Source organism: Nostoc sp. UIC 10890 (assembly GCF_054786515.1).
On the sequence record NZ_JBSGKF010000004.1, the window covers coordinates 226623 to 246370 of the forward strand.

At 40.9% G+C, this 19748-nt stretch carries 16 protein-coding genes and 3 pseudogenes; 8 read left to right on the plus strand and 11 right to left on the minus strand.

The features are described 5' to 3' along the window. Positions 1-164: 164 nt before the first annotated feature. Both ACWATR_RS33460 and ACWATR_RS33465 read left to right on the plus strand, forming a co-directional pair. Positions 165-410: pseudogene (locus ACWATR_RS33460) on the plus strand (ISNCY family transposase); the annotation flags it as partial. A gap of 445 nt (positions 411-855) precedes the next feature. Next, entirely contained in the window at positions 856-2037 is a 1182-nt protein-coding gene (locus ACWATR_RS33465; RefSeq protein WP_460342575.1) for a hypothetical protein, read from the plus strand. A gap of 344 nt (positions 2038-2381) precedes the next feature. Here ACWATR_RS33465 and ACWATR_RS33470 read toward each other — a convergent pair whose 3' ends face one another. After that, positions 2382-2912 carry a hypothetical protein gene (locus ACWATR_RS33470; RefSeq protein ID WP_460342578.1) on the minus strand — a complete coding sequence of 177 codons (531 nt, stop codon included), beginning with the start codon at positions 2910-2912 and terminating at the stop codon, positions 2382-2384. Between the two features lie 90 nt (positions 2913-3002). Continuing rightward, positions 3003-3137, minus strand: a complete 135-nt coding sequence (locus ACWATR_RS33475; RefSeq protein ID WP_460342581.1) for a hypothetical protein — start codon at positions 3135-3137, stop codon at positions 3003-3005. Between the two features lie 125 nt (positions 3138-3262). Between ACWATR_RS33475 and ACWATR_RS33480 the strand changes: the two genes are divergently transcribed. Next, the gene (locus ACWATR_RS33480) at positions 3263-3412 is read left to right on the plus strand and encodes a hypothetical protein (protein WP_460342584.1); all 150 of its coding nucleotides are present in this window, start codon (positions 3263-3265) and stop codon (positions 3410-3412) included. A 304-nt stretch (positions 3413-3716) separates the two neighbouring features. Continuing rightward, a complete protein-coding gene (locus ACWATR_RS33485) occupies positions 3717-5936 on the plus strand; it encodes an AAA family ATPase (protein WP_460342587.1) in 2220 nt (739 codons plus the stop codon). A 203-nt stretch (positions 5937-6139) separates the two neighbouring features. On the opposite strand, the gene ltrA is transcribed toward ACWATR_RS33485, so the two are convergent. The 3 genes from ltrA to ACWATR_RS33500 all read right to left on the minus strand — a co-directional run bounded on the left by ltrA (position 6140) and on the right by ACWATR_RS33500 (position 11977). Then, positions 6140-7813, minus strand: a complete 1674-nt coding sequence (gene ltrA / locus ACWATR_RS33490; RefSeq protein WP_460342590.1) for a group II intron reverse transcriptase/maturase — start codon at positions 7811-7813, stop codon at positions 6140-6142. A gap of 694 nt (positions 7814-8507) precedes the next feature. Further along, complete coding sequence (locus ACWATR_RS33495; protein ID WP_460342593.1) at positions 8508-11486, minus strand: Tn3 family transposase; 2979 nt, start codon at positions 11484-11486, stop codon at positions 8508-8510. 23 nt (positions 11487-11509) lie between these two features. After that, on the minus strand, positions 11510-11977 hold the full coding sequence (locus ACWATR_RS33500; protein WP_012412872.1) for a double zinc ribbon domain-containing protein: 468 nt from the start codon (positions 11975-11977) through the stop codon (positions 11510-11512). A gap of 87 nt (positions 11978-12064) precedes the next feature. On the opposite strand from ACWATR_RS33500, the gene ACWATR_RS33505 reads away from it, so the two are divergent. The 4 genes from ACWATR_RS33505 to ACWATR_RS33520 all read left to right on the plus strand — a co-directional run bounded on the left by ACWATR_RS33505 (position 12065) and on the right by ACWATR_RS33520 (position 14683). After that, on the plus strand, positions 12065-12958 hold the full coding sequence (locus ACWATR_RS33505; protein WP_460342598.1) for a tyrosine-type recombinase/integrase: 894 nt from the start codon (positions 12065-12067) through the stop codon (positions 12956-12958). Between the two features lie 449 nt (positions 12959-13407). Then, positions 13408-13734 (plus strand): hypothetical protein, encoded by a 327-nt coding sequence (locus ACWATR_RS33510; protein ID WP_460342601.1) that lies wholly within the window; start codon positions 13408-13410, stop codon positions 13732-13734. 57 nt (positions 13735-13791) lie between these two features. Then, positions 13792-14121, plus strand: coding sequence for a hypothetical protein (locus ACWATR_RS33515; protein ID WP_414517032.1), 330 nt, complete (start codon positions 13792-13794; stop codon positions 14119-14121). Positions 14122-14311: 190 nt separating this feature from the next. Further along, positions 14312-14683, plus strand: a complete 372-nt coding sequence (locus tag ACWATR_RS33520) for a hypothetical protein (protein WP_460342605.1) — start codon at positions 14312-14314, stop codon at positions 14681-14683. Positions 14684-14874: 191 nt separating this feature from the next. On the opposite strand, the pseudogene ACWATR_RS33525 reads toward ACWATR_RS33520, so the two are convergent. The 6 genes and pseudogenes from ACWATR_RS33525 to ACWATR_RS33550 all read right to left on the minus strand — a co-directional run. Continuing rightward, positions 14875-15018 (minus strand): annotated as a pseudogene (locus ACWATR_RS33525) (transposase); the annotation flags it as partial. Between the two features lie 142 nt (positions 15019-15160). After that, positions 15161-16111, minus strand: coding sequence for an RpoD/SigA family RNA polymerase sigma factor (locus tag ACWATR_RS33530; protein ID WP_460342608.1), 951 nt, complete (start codon positions 16109-16111; stop codon positions 15161-15163). A 354-nt stretch (positions 16112-16465) separates the two neighbouring features. Continuing rightward, on the minus strand, positions 16466-17728 hold the full coding sequence (locus tag ACWATR_RS33535; protein ID WP_460342610.1) for an AIPR family protein: 1263 nt from the start codon (positions 17726-17728) through the stop codon (positions 16466-16468). 219 nt (positions 17729-17947) lie between these two features. After that, positions 17948-18289 (minus strand): annotated as a pseudogene (gene tumE / locus ACWATR_RS33540) (toxin TumE); the annotation flags it as partial. A gap of 31 nt (positions 18290-18320) precedes the next feature. Then, positions 18321-18551 carry an antitoxin TumA gene (gene tumA, locus ACWATR_RS33545; protein WP_460342613.1) on the minus strand — a complete coding sequence of 77 codons (231 nt, stop codon included), beginning with the start codon at positions 18549-18551 and terminating at the stop codon, positions 18321-18323. A 905-nt stretch (positions 18552-19456) separates the two neighbouring features. Continuing rightward, a complete protein-coding gene (locus tag ACWATR_RS33550; protein ID WP_229563791.1) occupies positions 19457-19708 on the minus strand; it encodes a hypothetical protein in 252 nt (83 codons plus the stop codon). Positions 19709-19748 lie beyond the last annotated feature (40 nt).

Consider the following 19748-nt stretch of genomic DNA (forward strand, 5'->3'; position numbering starts at 1 on the left):
CAATTTCTCCATTTTTGATTCATACAAATTATTCATAGAGCAAAGTCAATTAGATAATGAATAAGACTCTTAGTTTAATAACTTAGTTGCCGAATGATAAATATTCGCGATCACAAGATGGTTTGAAAACTAAATTGAAGGAGACAGAAGGTTTTTTCACTTATAAACCCATATATGAGGCGGATCGACATGCAAAAAAGGAATTAAAGAAAAAAGTTAGAGGATTACGAGACATTGAACGTAGTGTTACCAATGAAGATAAGGATTTGGCAAACATTATTGAAGATTATTGCTCGGCAGTACGTAGTTCTATAACCAATGATGGTCATCCACCGTTAGAGGCATCTGGATTAAAGTTACAAGAAAATTTGACGTTGATAGAGCTTCATGTTAGAGCGGATGGAAAAAAAAGTGCTTTACAAGAATACACCAAGCAAGCATCGAAACCTTTATGATGACTAATTACAAGATTGCACGATTTTTTATCAGCAAAGTAAGTCAGAGTCTCTTATTTTTACACGGATAGGGTATCTATGAAGTGCTTTACTCAACCAACCTGAGTTCAAATTAACTATTCTCTAGTATAAATAATTACAACTATAGTAAATAAACCATGTCAAATTTGGAGAAGAAAAACAAGAGTATTATCCTAATGACAATTTGATTTCCTTCTGGAAATAGTTTCGTCTGCATGATCACCATTTTTAAATAACTAAATCACTTAATAGCATCCGATGGTCGGAATTTCCACCTTTGTGTATTTTGTTTCCAAATCTGTAACTCAATCCTGAGTCTTAGTATTTATTGGCTAACTTGAGACTGCAAGATTTACTTATATTTCTCAATCAATATTCTATGCTGCAACACTTTTCCCATCAAGCTTTAGTAAAATCAACTATTTTTGGATGTCTGCTTGTTTCTATTTCCATAATTCCTTTACAATCTACGGTCGCCAATCCGCAAATTTTGACCACGCAACCAGCAAACCCTCAAACGATTGTTCAACAAGTGCCTCAAGATGTGATCGCCAAAGAGAAACTCGATAACACTGCAAAAGTCATTCAAGTTGAGCAAGTTGCTAAGGGCGATATCTTGATGTACAATCCTGTACCTTACTGGAAAATTGCGATCGCCGATCAACGTCAAAGCTTGGCCTATTTCACCACTGATAATGGTAACTTTAGAGTCTTGATGCAAATGAACGGGCAAAACATCCATTCTCTGGAAAAACCTGCCCAAAAAGTTCCGCCAACGGCAATGGTGACAGCAGCGATTCACCAGGCGAAACAATGGGGCTATCCTGGACAACCCTTATTAACTAATATTTCTTCTGAAAAGACAACCTGGGCAAGCGGTTGTGAGAATGTTTCGGCTCCTTATGCTTGCGATCCCATTGTTCGCCAAGGCTGGAAAATTACCATTCCCCACCAACGCTCGCGTTGGGTGTTTCAAGGTGAAACAGCCGACGATTTACAATTGATTGCACGTAGTAATCCTGTTATTGAACGCGGCTTACCGATTCAGGTGGGTAACGAAATCAAGCGCATCGCAAGCTATCACTTGCAAATCTTACCCTCAATTGTTCTCATTACTAAAATCGAGCCTCAGACTTTTACTGATAGCTGTTTAGGATTAGGGAATTTAGCCCAATCCTGCCCTCAACAAACAATCCGGGGCTATCGGGTGACGGTGGCGGGAAAATCGCAAGCACGGCAAATATATCGCATTAGCAATGATCAAGTTCATATTCGCACCGAAGCACTCGCCGGACTTCCCACCCGCACTGATGAGCTACCAACTGCGATCGCTCGCACAGTATTCAACGCGGCGCAATCAGACTTGCAGCAACCCATTGCCAATCTCAGCATTACCCAAGTTGCACTAAGTTTCAATTGTTTCCGCAGTCCCACAGCTGCACCCAATGAACCTTGTTTACCGACGCAGCGCCTTGATGCTTGGAACGTCACGGTGACAAATTTTCAGAAATCACTGACTTACACTGTTAATCTCAATGGAAAGATTCTTAGCAAACGATAGATATAGCAAAGTTTTGAGTGCTGTTAGCGGTAGCGGGGCGTTGAGCCAGTGCTGAGTATAAATCAATATACTTACAAGGCTTTTAGTAATTAACACCGTCCTAATTTAACGAATCGTACTCATCTTCTTGTTCAAACCACAAAAGTTATCGAGGATGTTGGAGGCAGAGGGCAGGAGGCAGGAGGAAAACTGCTCTCTGTAACAGCCCGCGACCATAGGGAGCAAGGGTTTAAGACAAGAACTCCAAATTTTCAATTTGGTGGCTCTTTTTCAGGAGGGGTTTGAATCCTATAAGTGAAAAAACCTTCTGCCTTCTGCCTCCTGCCTCCTGCCTCCTGCCTCCTTCAATCATCCTCCTCCTCCTCTTCATAATCTGCATAGTCTTTCCCGTGTTGCTCGTACCACAAACGTTCTTCTTCTTGAGCCGCCTCTCGCTGTATTCTTTTTCTTTCCGCAATTTCTGCCTCTATTGCTTCTTGCTCTAACTTTGCCTTCTCAAACTTTTCTCGCTCCAGCCTTTCTCGCTCTTGGGTTTCTTGGTCTATCTTCTCTTTCTCAATTCTGATTAATCGCTGCTCGATTTGCCAACAGTAGAAATCTAAAGCTTTGCCCGTTGCGGCTCCAGTAACTGCACCACCCACTAGAAAGATGAGTCCAGTTTTCCAGCCTCGGATAGGGCCACCGCTCCACTCCAAACTTTTTTGATTAAACCACACCAGCAAAGAATAGACAAAAATTCCAGCTACTGTATTTATGAGCGCGAAAATTCTGGGGGTTATCTCAGTCTGTCGCAGTATTAGCCACTGTCCTAGCCAAAGTATTGCACCAAAAATCACCGCAGCGATTGCCTCCGGCACGCGAGTACGCGAACGCACTCATGACAATATGATCTGGGAACTTGAACGGATCTAATGTCATGTTGATAATCAGTGGCACAAATATCAGCGCACAGACCAAGAAGCCGATTAATAAAATAAGCCAGCAGCGTTTATCAAACTCCAGTAGCGTCCCAAATAACCAAGGCGGAATTCCAATATCCACTCCTGCACTGGAAGCATTGTGATATAAAATGCCATTGCTGCACTGACGTAATCGAGCATTGGACTAAGTTGTACCCGTGTATTGAGCGTATTTTACACAAGTTTCTGGGCGATCATCTCCAGTAGGCGGTTACGCCATCGCTTTGCGAATAAGAGAGTGAAAATTCTTAAACTGATACATCCAAATGAATCCGAAACAATTAGACTACTCCATTTTTGAAGCTGTTTCTGACGCGATTGGAAAAGAATGGACAACTGAACAAAAAGAGTTGATTCAGAATTATTTAGAGCTACAAAATCAGCTAAAAGAATGGCTAAATAAAACATTTAAGTGATACTTGTTGGCATCCAGAAAACTATAGAATAGTCCGAGACTTAAGCGCCCCTTCAAGCTTCAGTCAACCCATGAGTTTCTTTAAAGTTGAGCTTGCGCCTTTGCACTCTTTGTAAAGGCGTAATGTCCCATGCCCAGGTGCAAGCTTAACTTTGTATTGGTGCGTCTAAAAAGGCTTTGTTAGCGAAAAAATCTTGCCCTAAGTAATGGTTATTCAAAGTGCCAGACGAGTTATCGCAGTCACGTTAAAATTAGAATAGAGGAGTTAGTGCAATGATTTACCCAAGATGACTACCGAATAAGAGATGGACTTGTTTGATCAACATCTAAAGAAAATAGAAGAAACCCAAGCACCACTGGCAGCGCGGATGCGTCCACGAACCTTGGATGAATTTGTTGGTCAAGATCATATTATTGGTCAAGGCAGGCTTTTACGACGCGCCATTAGTTTAGACCAGTTATCCTCAGTGATTTTTTGTGGCCCGCCAGGGACAGGAAAAACAACACTGGCACGTGTAATAGCGAATACAACTAGCGCTCATTTTATTGCCATCAATGCAGTGCTATCAGGAGTAAAAGAAATTCGCTCGGCAATAGAAACCGCACAGCAACAGCGAAAGTTTCACTCTTGGCGAACGATTCTGTTTGTTGATGAGGTTCATCGGTTTAACAAGTCTCAGCAAGATGCGCTGTTGCCTTGGGTGGAGAACGGAACCGTAATTTTAATCGGTGCAACCACAGAAAATCCGTATTTTGAAGTGAATAAAGCATTAGTGAGCCGTTCGCGGATTTTTCAACTCAAGCAATTAAATACTCAAGATTTATACAAAATTGTTGAGCAAACCCTAGCTGATGCTCAACGCGGTTATGGAAAGTTGTCAATAAAAATTGAGGAGCAAGCTTTAGAACACTTGGTAAATGTTGCCAATGGTGATGCTCGTTCATTATTGAACGCTTTGGAATTAGCAGTAGAGACAACAAGAGCCAACGCTAAAGGAATCATAGAAATTAGTTTGGCAGTAGCAGAAGAATCAATTCAACAGCGTGCAGTTTTATACGACAAAGAAGGCGATGTCCACTTTGATACAATCAGTGCATTTATCAAAAGCTTGCGTGGTTCTGACCCTGATGCTGCACTGTACTGGCTGGCGAAAATGGTTTATGCCGGGGAAGACCCGAGGTTTATATTTCGCCGAATGTTGATTTTAGCAAGTGAAGATGTGGGGTTAGCTGACCCCAACGCCATAGTAGTGGTCAATGCTTGCAATGAAGCCTTTGACCGAGTAGGAATGCCTGAAGGTCGTTATCATTTGGCACAAGCAACACTATATTTAGCAACAGCCTCGAAGTCAAACAGCATTATGGGCTTTTTTGATGCACTAACAGCAGTCGAGCAAGAAAAAGAGGCATCTGTTCCTAATCACTTAAAGGATGCAAATCGAGATAAAAAAGGATTTGGACATGGGCAGGGTTATCTTTATCCTCATGCTTATCGAGACCACTGGGTAGAACAGCAATATTTACCAGCCAGCCTACAAGGGCAAGTATTTTACCAACCATCAGCCCAAGGTCGAGAAAAAGAAATTAGTATACAAGTCTCACGTCGCCGTGAAGCCCAACTTGCTGCATTGATGGAAGGCAGCGCTGTTGCGCCGTTAGAAATATTGACTTATGGAACTGGTGATAGAGCTAGTGAACGTTGGTTGCAGCGTACACTTTCTCAAGTGGGTACACAGTTGGCAACCCTTCGAGAGCGTATTTTTGATTTAGCTCAATTGCAACGTCATTATTTGGTGCTAGATATCAATGCTGGAACTGGTTTATTAACTTGGGAGGCAATAAGACAAGTTCCAGAAGGTGGAGTCTATGCCTGTGTTCGCACCAACACTGATGCTAATGCTTTACACCAACAAGCAGCAGCACTTAAAGAACTAATCCGTCCAATGATTTTGACTGTGCCAATATCTGAACTGCCTGGGACAATAGCAGACCTTGCACCAGATTTGCAATTTGATTGCATTATTGGGCGTAATACCTTAGTGTCGGAACCTGATAAATTAACAGCTGCCCAAAATATAGCCCAACTAATACCCCAACAAGGAAAGCTAGTATTAGCAGAGACTGTACCACGCTACACTCAAAGGTTGTATCGTTTACTTGAGCCATACTCGCTAGATGCCAAGTTGTACAAACGATTAATTGCCGCAGAAGAAGCAATCTACGCTAATCAATTAGACCCCATGCTCAATTGGGATGCTGATGATTTACGTGATGCTTTTGCATCAACAGGACTGATAGTAGATGTGGTTGTTGAGCAAAATTCGACCCAAATGTACATCAGTAGTGCTTTTCTGGAGCGTTTGTTTACTACCAATGGTAATCGACTAAGTTACGCAGAACGTCTTACCCCAAATTTCACCCTAGAAGAATTAGAATATCTCAAAGCGATATTTACCAAGTATTTGCTGAACCAAACAATTAATTGGGAAAGTGCCATTGCTTTTGTCAAGGCTAACAAAACTTAAACATTAGTTCTCTAAAATTTTCTACCTAAAAACTAGTTTAAACCCCACCAATCAATTTTGAATTGATTACTGCTCAAGTGAAATATTGGCAGAGTAGATATGCCATCTAGGCATCACCGTGGTCGGGTAGCAGGATTATATCGCTATAATCCCGCCCCCTCAGAACCGGACTTGCGCCTTGCGACGCATCCGGCTCAAGCAAGTCATAAACTACAAATTGTTCCAGAATGTATTTGCTGATGGCAGTACAGATGTACGAGTTGTAGGTTGCCGTAATTGTCACCACCACCCTGAGATTTTGGCTTTTTATGATGAAGATGTAACTCCTCATCATTTAATAGGGATTCCCCGCATACAGGACAGACATATTGTTGCCTTTGGGCTATCTTCTGCCTACTTTTGATTAATTCGGATTTAGTTTTAGCTTCTTGCCGCTTAATCCAGTAGTCTCTTAATTTGGGGTCATCAGGTGATGATTTACCTTTAACAAGAATGTGCCTTTCAATCTTGAACCAAGCAAATTTCAACATATAGGCTCCGGTTTGTTTATTACCAAAAACCCATCGGTCAAATGGTCTATCAAGATTTAGATTTCCCCAGTATTTAGCCTTACGCCAGCTATCAGATTTATTTCGATGAGTGCGTTTGGCATACTTTTTCTGTTTCTCATATAACCAGTGGTCAAGAGAATTGAAAATTTTTGAGGATACTCCAACTCGCAAGTAATTCGCTTGTCCCCGAATAATCGGATTGAGCTTTTTAATGACTGCATCTGTTGACTTACCTCTACAGTTAAGCCATTCATAACGCAGTTTAGCCCGAATATTTAGCACAGACTTTTTACTAGGTTTAATTAACAGCTTCCATCCAGTTTTTGTGGTTTGATCTTTGTAGTGTCTGATATTGAAACCCAAAAAGTCAAACCCTTCTGTGAGATGCGATATTTTAGTTTTTTCCTGGGAGAGAGTAAGCCCCCTGGCTTGCATCCAATCATTCAGGATTTGGACAACAGTTTTTGTATCTTCAAGTGTTTCACAGAACACCACAAAATCATCAGCGAATCTCACCAAAGCTCTAGATGCACGGAGTTCTCCATCTTTGTTATATTTAACTCCCAAGGCAGATTCTATACCGTGCAAAGCTATATTTGCTAACAACGGACTGACAACAGACCCTTGTGGTGTACCAGCATCTGTTGGATGCCATGAACCTGCTTCCATATATCCTGCTAGTAGCCACTGTTTAATTAATTCACGGGCTGGAAAGCCTGTTAAAAGCTCTAACAGAAAATTATGTGAGATGTTGTCAAAACACCCTTGAATGTCTGCATCTACGACCCATTTCTTCCGTTTATTCGGTCGGGCTAGGTTATAGATACTGGCAATAGCATCATGGGGGCTACGTCCTGGACGAAAGCCGTAACTAGACCTTTCAAAAATTGCTTCCCATTCGGGTTCTAAGGCATTTTTAACCATTGCCTGGATGGCACGGTCTTGTATTACTGGAATTCCTAAAGGTCGTTTCTTCCCATTAGCTTTTGGGATGTAGATTCGTCGTGCTGGTGATGATTTCCAGGGAGAGTAATCAGTTAATTTATCTACTAACTGACCCCTGGCTGTAGCAGTTTTGACTACTACTTTATCTATTCCTGGTGTGTTTCGACCTCTGTTATACTGCGTCACTTTCCTAACGCTAACTAGGCGATTAGAATAGCTGCGTAGCATCAGTTTCTGGAGAGAGCGTACCTTTTTCAGTTTGCCCTCAGTTTTTGCCCTAAAGATTCGCTGTCTCAAATTCCGAACAATCCGATTGGCTTTGCGCCAGTTGACACAATTCCAATCAGTCTGTCCCTTGGTTCGGTTTACAGTTGCCTGCATCTAACTTACACCTCGGTTTGAAATCATTACAACGGATGTGAGGTTGACTCACCTGCTTCCCGTCAGCACCCTTTCAGGTTGGACATCTGCCTTATCCACCGGGTTATGGATTTCCCTTGCCTTTCGGCTGGTGGCATTCGCTTTTGGAAGCATCCTTGACCCACTGAAGAATTCAGCTTTCCTTACGGATTGCTTACTGGGTAAATCCCAGACTTCATTGGGGTTACTACGTTACGCACGGATGAGATTTAATTGGGTAGGGTGTCCTTTCTACACCGGAGTGTTTGGTGTCCCAGTTCAACTTGCATTGAGGGGTTGAACCTTGACTGAATATTTTTGGGGTATTCAGCGCTTTCACTCATATCACCGTGTCAGCCTTTTCGATGACCAATTCTTACGATGCCTCAACAAGGATTCATTTACATTCACCCATCCAATCTTTCCTTTGCCCGGTTACATTTTTAGGCTAAATGCTTCCTTGAGCTTTACTTTCCGCTTCATACACCGCCGTTACCAGTGGTGCATGGGAAGGTTAGGAACAGTCTTGGACACCAGACTGGAGGAATCGGTTCCTCACTCATCTTTTGGAAGCTTTCTTTATATATAGGGGCTTCCAGCCCTTCGTGCGCCATCGTGTCGCACCCAAAACGGGAAAATTGTACGCTAAGGCTGAAACCATTATCACCTAAGCATTTCAGCGATACTTGTTTTCCTTAACCCGCAAAGGACGCAACTGGTCAAAACTGGTCGCCTGCTTCAAATTCCAGACATAATCACCAGTGAGATTGATATGCTCCCAACCCAACGGTGACAAATGTTGCAAATATTCTTCAGGAATATCCATTCCCTGTTGTTTCAAATAGTCCACAGCTTTTTCTAAGTACACTGTATTCCATAGAACGATCGCAGCAATCACCAAATTCAACCCACTGGCCCGATAAAACTGGTCTTCATAAGAGCGATCACGCAATTCCCCCAGCCGATTAAAAAACACCGCTCTTTTCAGAGTATGTTTCGCCTCACCCTTGTTTAGACCAGCCGTCGCCCGTCGCCGCAGTTCTGGACTCTGCAACCATTCCAAGGTAAACAAAGTCCGCTCAATTCTCCCTAACTCTCGCAAAGCTAGAGCTAAACAATTCTGCCGAGGATAAGAAGCCAATTTCCTCAACATTAAAGAAGCAGTCACCGTCCCCGTCCGAATTGAACTAGCAAGGCGTAGAATCTCATCCCAAGATTCCTGAATTAATTTCACATTAATCTTGTCACCGAGGAGGGGTGCCAAAGGCGAATCAGGAGAACTAGGTTCAAAAGTATACAATTTCTTATCAGGTAAATCGCGCATTCGAGGTGCAAATCTAAATCCCAGCAAATGGCACATTGCGAAGACATGCTCGGTATAGCCACTTGTATCCGTATAATGCTCCTGAATCTGTAAATCACTCTCGTGATACAACAAACCATCCAAAACGTGAGTTGCATCCCTAATCGTGGCGTTAATTACCTTAACGTGAAATGGAGCATACTGGTCGGAAATATGCGTGTAAAAAATCACGCTTCTATCCTTACCATACTTGGCATTGATCTCTTCATTAAAGCTGCGATGTCCGCCTGCTTTAAACCGTTGACCGTCAGAAGAAGATGTTGTCCCATCACCCCAATAAGCAGCAAATGGGATCTGTGCGTGAAAATTCACTACCTCAGCTAAAGCCTTAGAATAAGTTTCATCCCGAATATACCAATCCGCCACCCAAGCTAAACGCTCAAAGGACATTCCTTGAGTTGCGTCAGCCATCCGCGTTAAACCTAAATTAATACCATCAGCAAGCAAGGCACTTAACAAAACAACTTTATCTGCAACTTGTTCTCCCGAATGTAAATGCGTAAAATGTTTAGTAAATTGTGTCCAAGAATCAACTTCTACCAACAAATCAGTCAACTTAATTCTTGGCAACAAACTATGAACTTTTCTGCTAAATTCATCAACCTCCTTGGGGACAGCATTGGTGAGAGGAGTGATAATTAACAACTCGTTTTCTATCCTGACATCTACCAACTTATTCTCTACAATCATTGAAGAAACAAGCGCTAATTGTTCAGACAATTCGATTGAGCGTTGTTCAATATAGGTAGTAAAATCCGTTGTTACTGCCACAGGTATAGTGTTAGAAGAACGCATTGACTGCCATGAGCTATCTGGTAATAAATAATCCTCAAAATCTTGGAACTGTTTCGAGCCTGCTACCCAAATATCCCCAGAACGCAAACCACTACGTAACTCAGCTAAAGCACACATCTCATAGTAGTGACGGTCAATAGTATCGCCCTTAATTACGTGTTTTAACCAACGAGTTTTAACGAAACTAGTGTCCGTAGATTCCGGCACTTTTCGACCTCCTGATATATTTAATTCTTTAATAACCTCCAAAGCTTTTATCACTGCTAAACTGGCAGATGTAGCTTTAAATTCAAAGGTCTCCAACAATTTAGGCGTATACCGTCGTAACTGTGAATAACGGTTATCAAGCAGTTCAAGATAATCAAAATCTGCGGGTCTGGCTAATTTTTCAGCTTCAGCAACAGTACTGATAAATTTCTCCCAATCCAATACAGATTCAATCGCTTGATAGGCATCATTTGACTCATCTCTAGCTGCAATTAATGCCTTGCCCACTTGAGCATACAATCGGACTTTTTCATTAATTGCTTTGCCATCACGTTGAAACTTATCGCCGTGCTGATGCTCACTCTTGTTAAACAATTTACCCATCATTTTATCGTGCATTCCAATGGCATAATCGACCAATGAAGCACTCCATTCAATGAGAAAAGCAACTAAAATAGCATAGCGTCTCAATTCATCCAACCTAGATAGGTGAGCAGGTGTAGACTTCGCACCAGTTCGAGTAAATTGCAGCAGACGATTTTGGTGTACTCGTTTCAAGCATCCAGAGTCGAGATTGAGATGGCGAATAAACTCCAGTCGTTCCACCACCTTTAAAAAGTTTCTTGGATTAGCCTGACCTGGTGGTTGACGTAGCCAAATTAAATCAGTCAGTTTTTTATCAGGCTCTACAATTAATAACTTGTCTAGCGCCGTCTTTTGTAATGTTGTCAAACTTTTAGTCAACTCAAGACATACTAATTTTTGAGCGCGATGTCTGACCTCCCAGGCTAAACGTTCTACCGTAGAAATAGCTGGAATAATAATTTGGCGCAAGCGCATCTCATCAATCAACGCTCCCACAAGTGCCATCCCTTTATCTGACGATATTGCAAAAGGTAATAACCATTTTGAGAATTGCTTGTATGTAGATGTATTAAAAGTATGAAATCCGAAATTGTTTTGAATTTCTGCCAGATGTTCGCGTCGAGTTGTATCCCTTTGGGAATATTCAGTGATGATTGTCGGGTCAAGTTTTAATTGAGATGCAATATAAAACAGTACAGATTCTGGTACTATTTCTCCTAGACTCCAAACACGACCGGGGAAGCGTAGGTAAGATAACTGTACGGCAAAACCAAGACGATTGTGTGGTCTACGACGCTCTTTGATAACTTTGAGTTCGTCATTACTAAAAGTATAGTAGCGAGCTATATCTCTTGTCGTGATAGAATCGGGGATTTCAGTAAATTGAAGTCGTTGTGTCGGAGACAAAAGTTCGCGCGTTGCCAATTAGATACCTGGATATTCAGTTTTTAAGAAGTAGTTTGATTTTGTTTATAATTCGCGCCACAGTAAGGGCAGAATTTAAATTTCAATGACATAATTGGTTCATTGCAACTAACACAGCGATTCCGTAAAGCTGTACCACAAGCAAAGCAATACTTCGACCGTAAGTCTGTCCACATTTGGTCAGGGGTAGTTCCTGGAGTCCAACATTTAGGACAAAATTTTAACGTAGTTATTGTTTCTGGGGAGACTTTCTTCGCTGCCGCATCTAGGTACTCCGGTGGTATTCCCAACGCCGCAGCTAGACCACCTTTAGCCTTTTGATTGAGTCTATTCGTTTGTCCACCCTCAATTTTGCGGATGGTCTGAATATGTATTCCCGCTTTGAAACTCAACTCTTTTTGGGTTAAAGAAAGCTGACCTCGCAATCTCTGGACGTAATTAGCAAGCCCTTCTTCTCCCAATGGTCGCGTTGAATGTTCTGTTACAATCATCAAAATATATCTGAAAATATATTTGTTAATGATAAGTTAATATCTAAACCTTTATTCAAATAAATTGTAAAAAGCTCTTCTAAAGTAATGATGACTTTAGCAGCTTTAGCCACCAAGTTTTTAGAACGTCCAGGACTAGCCAAAAGTACTCTGCGTTCATATCAGTCTACGATTATCCCCTTGCTCAAGGAGTACGGTCGATGGTCAATAGAAATCATCGACAGACAAGTTTTGATGGAATATCTCAATCATTTAACTGATGTTTCCTATACGACCCACCACCGTCATCAAGCTGTAATCACGGCTTTGTTCAGTTTTGCTGTTGATATGGGATATCTCAAATCCAATCCGGTTGCGGGTCTCACAAGACGTAAACCCAGTCGAGAACAAGGAGAACACGCTACTGATGAGACTGTGCGTTACCTTACTCCATACCAATTAAGTATCCTGTATGGTGTCATCAAAAAAGATGTTCGTTTGTCTGCATTGGTGCGTTTGTTGCATACCAGTGGCGCTAGGATTGCTGAGGTACTGGCTCTAAATTTAGATGACATAGACCTCAAAGCCCGGAAATTTCAGGTTGTTGGCAAAGGCAACAAGCAACGGTGGTGTTTTTACAGTGAAGTAGCACTCACGAGTCTAAATAACTACATTGAATATTATAGACATCCCAAGCATCCAGCACTGTTTACTGCTCAACAGCCAAAAACTTTAGAAGTATCCCGCCTTTCTTACCGTATGGCGCATAAATCCTGGATTAAGCTCATTAGAGATAGTCCTGAACTCCAAGAAATTCGTATTCACGACCTACGGCACACTTTTGCTACAGAGCGAGTTGGATTAATGGGAATTGAAGAACTCAGGGCGCTCATGGGACATGAAAGCATTCAGACAACATTACGGTATCAAAAAGTAACGTCACAACGTGCAGAAATTGTGGCACAATTGGCGTTGAAAAACCTACCAAACTTTTCTGAATAATTTCAGCATATAACCGACTAAGTGTGATAATAAAAAAATACTTTTGCCAAAACATACCATGCTTGGTGCAGGGAATACATACTACTCTGCACCAACAAAATAAGGGTAATCAACCACTTAGGTAAAGCATCAGCCATCGCACTGAAAAACAATAAAACAAGATTATCCATCAAGTGACGAAAAGGGAATTATGTATTTAAACGAAAAAACGGGTCAACCCTGCACAATAATTGAACACACCATAGCAAACGCACCTTATTGCAAAGTTTGAGTATGCCAATAGTGTACGTAAAACTGAGCATTTCGCGGATTTGAAGAGAATTAGGGAAGTTGCAAAATAGGAATTATGACCAAATGCCCAATCGGATTAATCTGCGAATTAATGGAATGTGATTTTTTGATTTGTCAGAGGTATGCCTACGCACGCTTGGGATCTCCCATTAGAGAGAATGATTGATCATTATAAATTTTCTTACTGGGTAGTTTGCTTACCCAGTAATGAAGAGAGCTATTTTGACCCAGATAGCGAACATGAAGTAGAGCAAAATTACCTCTGGCAACAAGAAGTAAAAATAAAGCGCAGTGAACTTCAGGAAGCTGGATACTCAGAAGCTCAGGAGTTACCCTATTGTGAGCATCCTGATGGAGGATTGCTGGTTTATCATGATTTAGAGCATTTTAAAAGACCAGTACCAATAGGTGAAGCATTTCAATCTCGGATACCAGGAAATATGTTATGGGCTGAAGATTTTGATCTAAGAGAATGGGATATGTGACAAAATGGAGATTTTGAATTTTTATACAATCAGATCATCAAAACATGGATTTATACAATGAGAATTACTGAGATTTACGTTAGGAATAATTGTTTAGTATTTTGTACAGATGATGGATGTAAATCAATTTATCATTTATCAAATATTGTTGTAGATACAGGCTTATCAATAGATTCGCTCTCTCCCGAAAACCTACCAGAATCAAGAGTAAAAACAATTATTGAAGCTGAAGGTGAACAAATAGCAATAATTGAAATCAAAGGCCCAGTTGGTAGATTAGAAAATGCGGAGAATTGCCTTGAGGCTAATTATAATGATGCTACTCACAGTTGCTCTTATAGCTTTTCCGGGCAAATAAACAATATTTTAAATCAACTTTTTAGTTAACTTTATGAGAAAATTGACAACAAAATTATAAAGAAAGATTGAATATTATACTTTACAACCAATGCAGTTGCATGGTTGCACAAACCAATCTGGTAATCATCGGTTTCATGTCAAATAGCAACAATCAGCAAGCAAAGATAAATGAATAATAGACTGTCTAAATCTTATAGCAAGGGAAGAAAAATAAAAAATGAATATCAAGAATGAAAATTATGGCGGTTTTCAAACTTGGTCAAAGCAAGTTGCATCTTGGCGATGTATTCTTCCAATAGTTTCGATTGACATTGAACAAGAACGTAGTTGCGTGTGGTTTAATGTAGGTGGCGAAAATCGTCCTCTTGTTAGGTACGAAATTTTTTCCAATATGGGTGGTTGGCAAAGTGGTCATGAAGCTAATGCTGCTGCTAATCCATCAGTTTTTTCATTAGAAGAAGCTAAATATTTATACAACCAACTTATTACTGGCAAGATGAATAATGAAGTCAAGTCAATTTTGACTATTGTTGCAATTGCTAAGTCTAAAAATACTAATATTAGTATTTCTGAGAATCTTATAGCCTGAAAGTCATTCATAGCAGTACTTTCAGCCTATCTTCCCTCTGCTGAAAGCTTCGCTGTCTCTACGCCAAATTACACCTATCTCGGTTCCATCTCACTTACGGGTGTTATTGAAAAATGGGTGGCTAAGATGCTTATGGGGGAAGGCTTTTAGCCTTAGCGTACAATTTTCCCGTTTTGGCACGGTGATGCCTAGTTGTATACAGTTGAGCTTGGCGGGAAGTCTCCCGGAAGCATATTCCATTGGCATCCTGTCTTCAAGTGATAGTAGATAGCATTGCATACTTCCCGCATATCAGTTGTACGCGGATGTCCTCCTTCTTTAGCTGGTGGAATCAAGGAAAGCTAGCTAGAGCAAAAACTTAAACGTAGTAAATTCGTTATTACTGAAAATTTTGGTTTACCTATTTACGCCTATTTCAATCATGAAAAATATACTCTACCAAGTTTTACCACTCTAGATATTAACTTTTAGCGTCCTTTAGGAAACTAAATACTCTTTAATTTCAGTTTTTTGACGACGTAGAACAGTGATTGCTTGCTGCTGAATTTGGCGAACTCGTTCTCTACTGACATTCAATTTCTCTCCAATCTGAGCTAAAGTTAGTTCTTGATCGTTCTCTAACCCAAAACGCAAAATTAATACTTCACGTTGCGTTGGTTTAAGTGATTCTAATAAACTATTAATGTCTTGGCGCAAAAGCTCTTTGGTGATATGTTCGTCTGGAGATATGCCCTCATCTGGTAAAAGTTGACTAAGTTCTGTGTCTTGGTTATCTCCAATCTTTACATCTAGAGAAATTGGCTGCTTTGAACTGCTGAGAAAATCCCTAATCTGGCTTGGTTGTAAGTCTAAAGTTTCAGCAATTTCTACAACACTAGCTGGACGACCCAGTGTCTGAAATAATTCTCGCTGTATTTTCTTAATTTTGTTGAGTTGTTCAGTGATATGAATTGGCAAGCGTACAGTACGGGATTTCTCTGCAATTGCTCGTGTAATTGATTGCGTAATCCACCAGTATACGTAGGTGGAAAGCTTATAGCCGCGATTGGGGTCAAATTTTTCTACACCCCTTTGTAAACCTATTGCCCCTTCTTGTAGCAAATCTAAGAATTCCAGATTGCGCTTAGTATATTTTTTGGCAATCGAAACCACCAGACGCAAGTTTGCTGTTACCATTTTTTGTTTGGCTCGTTGCCCAAGATTTTGTATTTGAGCTATTTCCAATTCACTTTTGTCAATATCAACAGCTAATTCGACCATTGTTGGCTCACGATCTAGTCGTTGGGTGAGTACATTTTTTCTTTGCTCAATTGCCATGATTTGCTGTACCTGCCTCCCATAAGCAATTTCTTGGTCTGCGGTTAGCATTGGATAACGACCAATCTCTTGCAAATAGATACGAACCATGTCTGGACTCAGGCTGGACATACGACAAAACTTTTTTGATATTTAGACGAATTTAAAAGTATAAATCAAATCGCTGAATTAATTTTCCTGATTTAACAGCCAAAAAATATTAACCTGAGATTGCGATAAATAAATTCAACCTAGAACACAATCATCTATAACGGTATTCAGTGAGCGCTTACTATAGCTCCATTCCAAAGTTCTACCTATGAGTGGTCTTGTCATTAAACTTAAGTTGTTGAGAATTAATTAGTTGGCATTATTCAAGCTATTTTGAAAATTCCTGACTTAACTGGAAAAGTTAACTGGAAAAGTCAAGTAGGATATGGGGGGTAAAAATCTTTCCCCTATACCCCATGCCCTGTTCGGTAAAAACTATTTAGGGACAGTAGTCGCGTTGAGTTCACCCCTTTTCCCTTTTGCCCTCTTGTTTGCACCTTGTGTCACATGAGATTCTTCTTCCTTACTGGAGTTGACCATTTTCACCAAGTGCTGATTTAGATAACTCTGCGCCGAAATGTACAAACTTTCCCAAATCTCTTGATTGCGGCTGATTTTTGTACCGACTGTATTTCCTGCTGTTTTCTCCGATACCAAGTATTTGCGGAAGTAATTAGTCCACAGGTGTTGGAGGAAATCTTCGGCAAATTCGTTAAACGGCAGAATCCATTTATAGTCCTTGTCCAAAAATACCCGATAGGACGCAATTATCGGTAGTGCGAGGTCGGTTGGCGCACCAAACCCGAATGAATACTTACTGTCAGGCAACAATGTAGTTTTACGTATATCAATTGATGCTAGATCGTTGACACCCTTTCTTCTGGGGTTGCTGATATAGTCTTGGATTATTTCGTAGAGTCTTTGCTCTATCCACAGAGCATGAGTTAACAGAGGCAGTAAAGCGGTTAATCTTTCCCTTTCTGCGTCTGTGATGTTACTTGGAAGACTCATCCCTGCTGGGTGTTTAGTTCGTTTATTGCCGTCGGGGTTGTATTTATTTCTGTCGAGGCAGTAAAGGAGCTTCAGCAAATGGGTGACATTACACTGAGCGTTTCTGGGAGCGCCGCTTTGATTCTGGTAATAGGCGATGCGGAATTTTCTATCTTCCTTCTGTTCTAACTGAGCTAAATACTGCTTGATGAATTTGTAATCACCCCTGGCGTTGACTTTGGAGCGAGAATCTACTGGCGTTGTCGTGTTGGAGGCCAGGGCTATATCTTTGGCTGATTCTTCAGTCAGTCCGATGTGGATCGTAACTTTTACCCTGGCTTCGGTTAGGTCATATTTGTAATTTTTCGCTTGCTCAAATGCTAAAACTGTATGTCCTCCGTTGATAATACCGTCGCTACCTCCCTCGTTAGCTTCTAAAACTTCTAGCTCCAGTTCAGTTTTGTTCTTAACAGGTTTAGCAATATTAGCTGACAGAACGATTCCACTGTGGCGAGAGAAGAATTTTCCAGGTTCGGTGGTTAGTGAGTCGAAGATTTGTCTGTAGGTCGCGCTTTTACGGTTTGGTTCCCGGATGTTCGGTTCTAGCGGCAGGTCTATCGGGAAGCTGTCTACATGGGCGGTGGCGATGATGCAGTTTGGGTTAGCTTGAAAATAGTTATCTATCTTGATGTTCCAAGTCTTGGGCATACTTTATTTCTTGATGGAATTAAATTCTATGTTAGCGCTGCTGTAATCTTAATTATTCTCTTTCTTCACGACTAGTAAGCTACCAAACTAGCCAAATTATAAACATCCCCAATCTAGCTGTATTAAATCTGTTATTTACTAGCATGAAAATTTTCTCTAATTTTGTTTAGTTTAGAGATAAGATACCTTCTTTGGTTCTTAGTACAGAAACTTATCCACCTATTTCAATAATTCGGTTGCTTCTTTTAATACTTGAGTAATTTCCGGTTTCTGAGAACTGATCACATCATTTGGTAAATGCTTGTGATGCGGAAAGGTAGAGATATCAGGAAAATGCGGCGTACTATCATAACGAAAAACTAGGCAATTTCGTTCATTCTGAAAATGGTAGCGATAATCAAGAAATTCCAACTGATTGTCTGTGATTACTATAGCTTCGTTTATTTCTAATAAGTGTGTTTGAGCTAAACGCAATCTAATTCTTAAATTAGCCCGAAGGGATGTTAAAATTTCTTCTTCATAACGTTCTACATAAATATTTGGGCATTCAACAATTGCTTGTTCTACTTGATTTCAATAATCAGATAGAATGTTAGGCAGCATAGTTCAATCTTTGCTCTATTTCTTGACGCAAAGCCAGATAATGGCGGTAATCATTTGCCCATTCTATAAATAGAACATCATCTGGTAATGTTCCCTGATTATACTGATAAAAAAAATCTTCAGAGTCCATTTTTTGCTGGTTTTCATACACACTGAGCCGCTTGGCAACGCCAACCAAAGCATCTAAGGATGATGTATATTGAATGGTCTGTTTACGCATTTATCTCTACTTCAAAATCATCATATTTTGATTATAAGTGAGCGCCCCTCCATAATTTCCTCATCGAGCGCTATTAAATTTAGGCAAATTCTCATCAAATGATAGCTATTGTAGCGAATGCCACGCTTGTTAAGCACAAACCCTTGATATGGTTGGCTTCTGGGTGTGGGGTTGCAGGTATTGGGGTTGGGGAATTAAGAAGATGTTAAACTTCTTGACGCAACTAAAATTTAATTGTCTTAAAAACGAACCTGCAACCCTACCCCCAACAAGATAGCCCTTACTAGGTTTCATCTTTTCAAGCGTGCCATTCGGTTAACAGGGTACGGCATGAAAGAATTCGGCAAGCGCTCAACAGGCATACGGCGAACTTTCGTGCGATGACGTGGCCCCCCGCAGGCATCGCTATCATTGTTCAAGCCATGATTGAAAATTAGCTTAATAGAATGATGTTCAAGGGGTGGGAACATCAAAGCACCAAAATTGGGTGACTTCAAGCGATTGACGGTCGCACTCTAAAATTCGGGCTTGGGATTTTCCGCGATCGCACTCAAGAAAATTGAGATCGGGCATTGGTCATCGGTCATTGTCATTGGTCATTGTCATTGGTCATCGGTCATCAGTCATCGGTCATCAGTCATCGATCATTGTCATTGGTCATTGGTCATCGGGCATCGGTCATCGGTCATCGGTCATCGGTTATTCGGCATTGAGCAAGTCCAACTTTTAAAAACTCAGCGAGGTTTTTAGGATTCCTTTGCGGCGATCGCCACCCATCACCTGAGCCATTAGAAGCGAATGGCACGCTTGATAAACTCTAAGCTATGCTCCGTAATTATTACAGGCATTTATGCGATTAACGAGTTAAGGAGTAGCAGCGATCGCTAAAAACCTTGAGACAACACTCACCCCGCAATATCTTTCCCACTCTTGTAGTTCATCGCTCTGGGTTTCCTCTTCCCTATCGGTACTACTTTCGATTGCTTAGGAGGTTGAGGAGGGCGGCATTTCTCACAATAGAGCGGTCGGACTCCGAAGGTTTCTCTTTGGGTGGGTTGTTCACACTGCTTACATACGAAATTGAAAACACGGGTATGAATTTCCCGTTTGTGCGCTCTGACGGTGTACTCTCGGACATCAATAGTTTTGCTGGGCATCGGTTCTTTCTTCAGTGTTCTATTTGGGACAGATATAGCG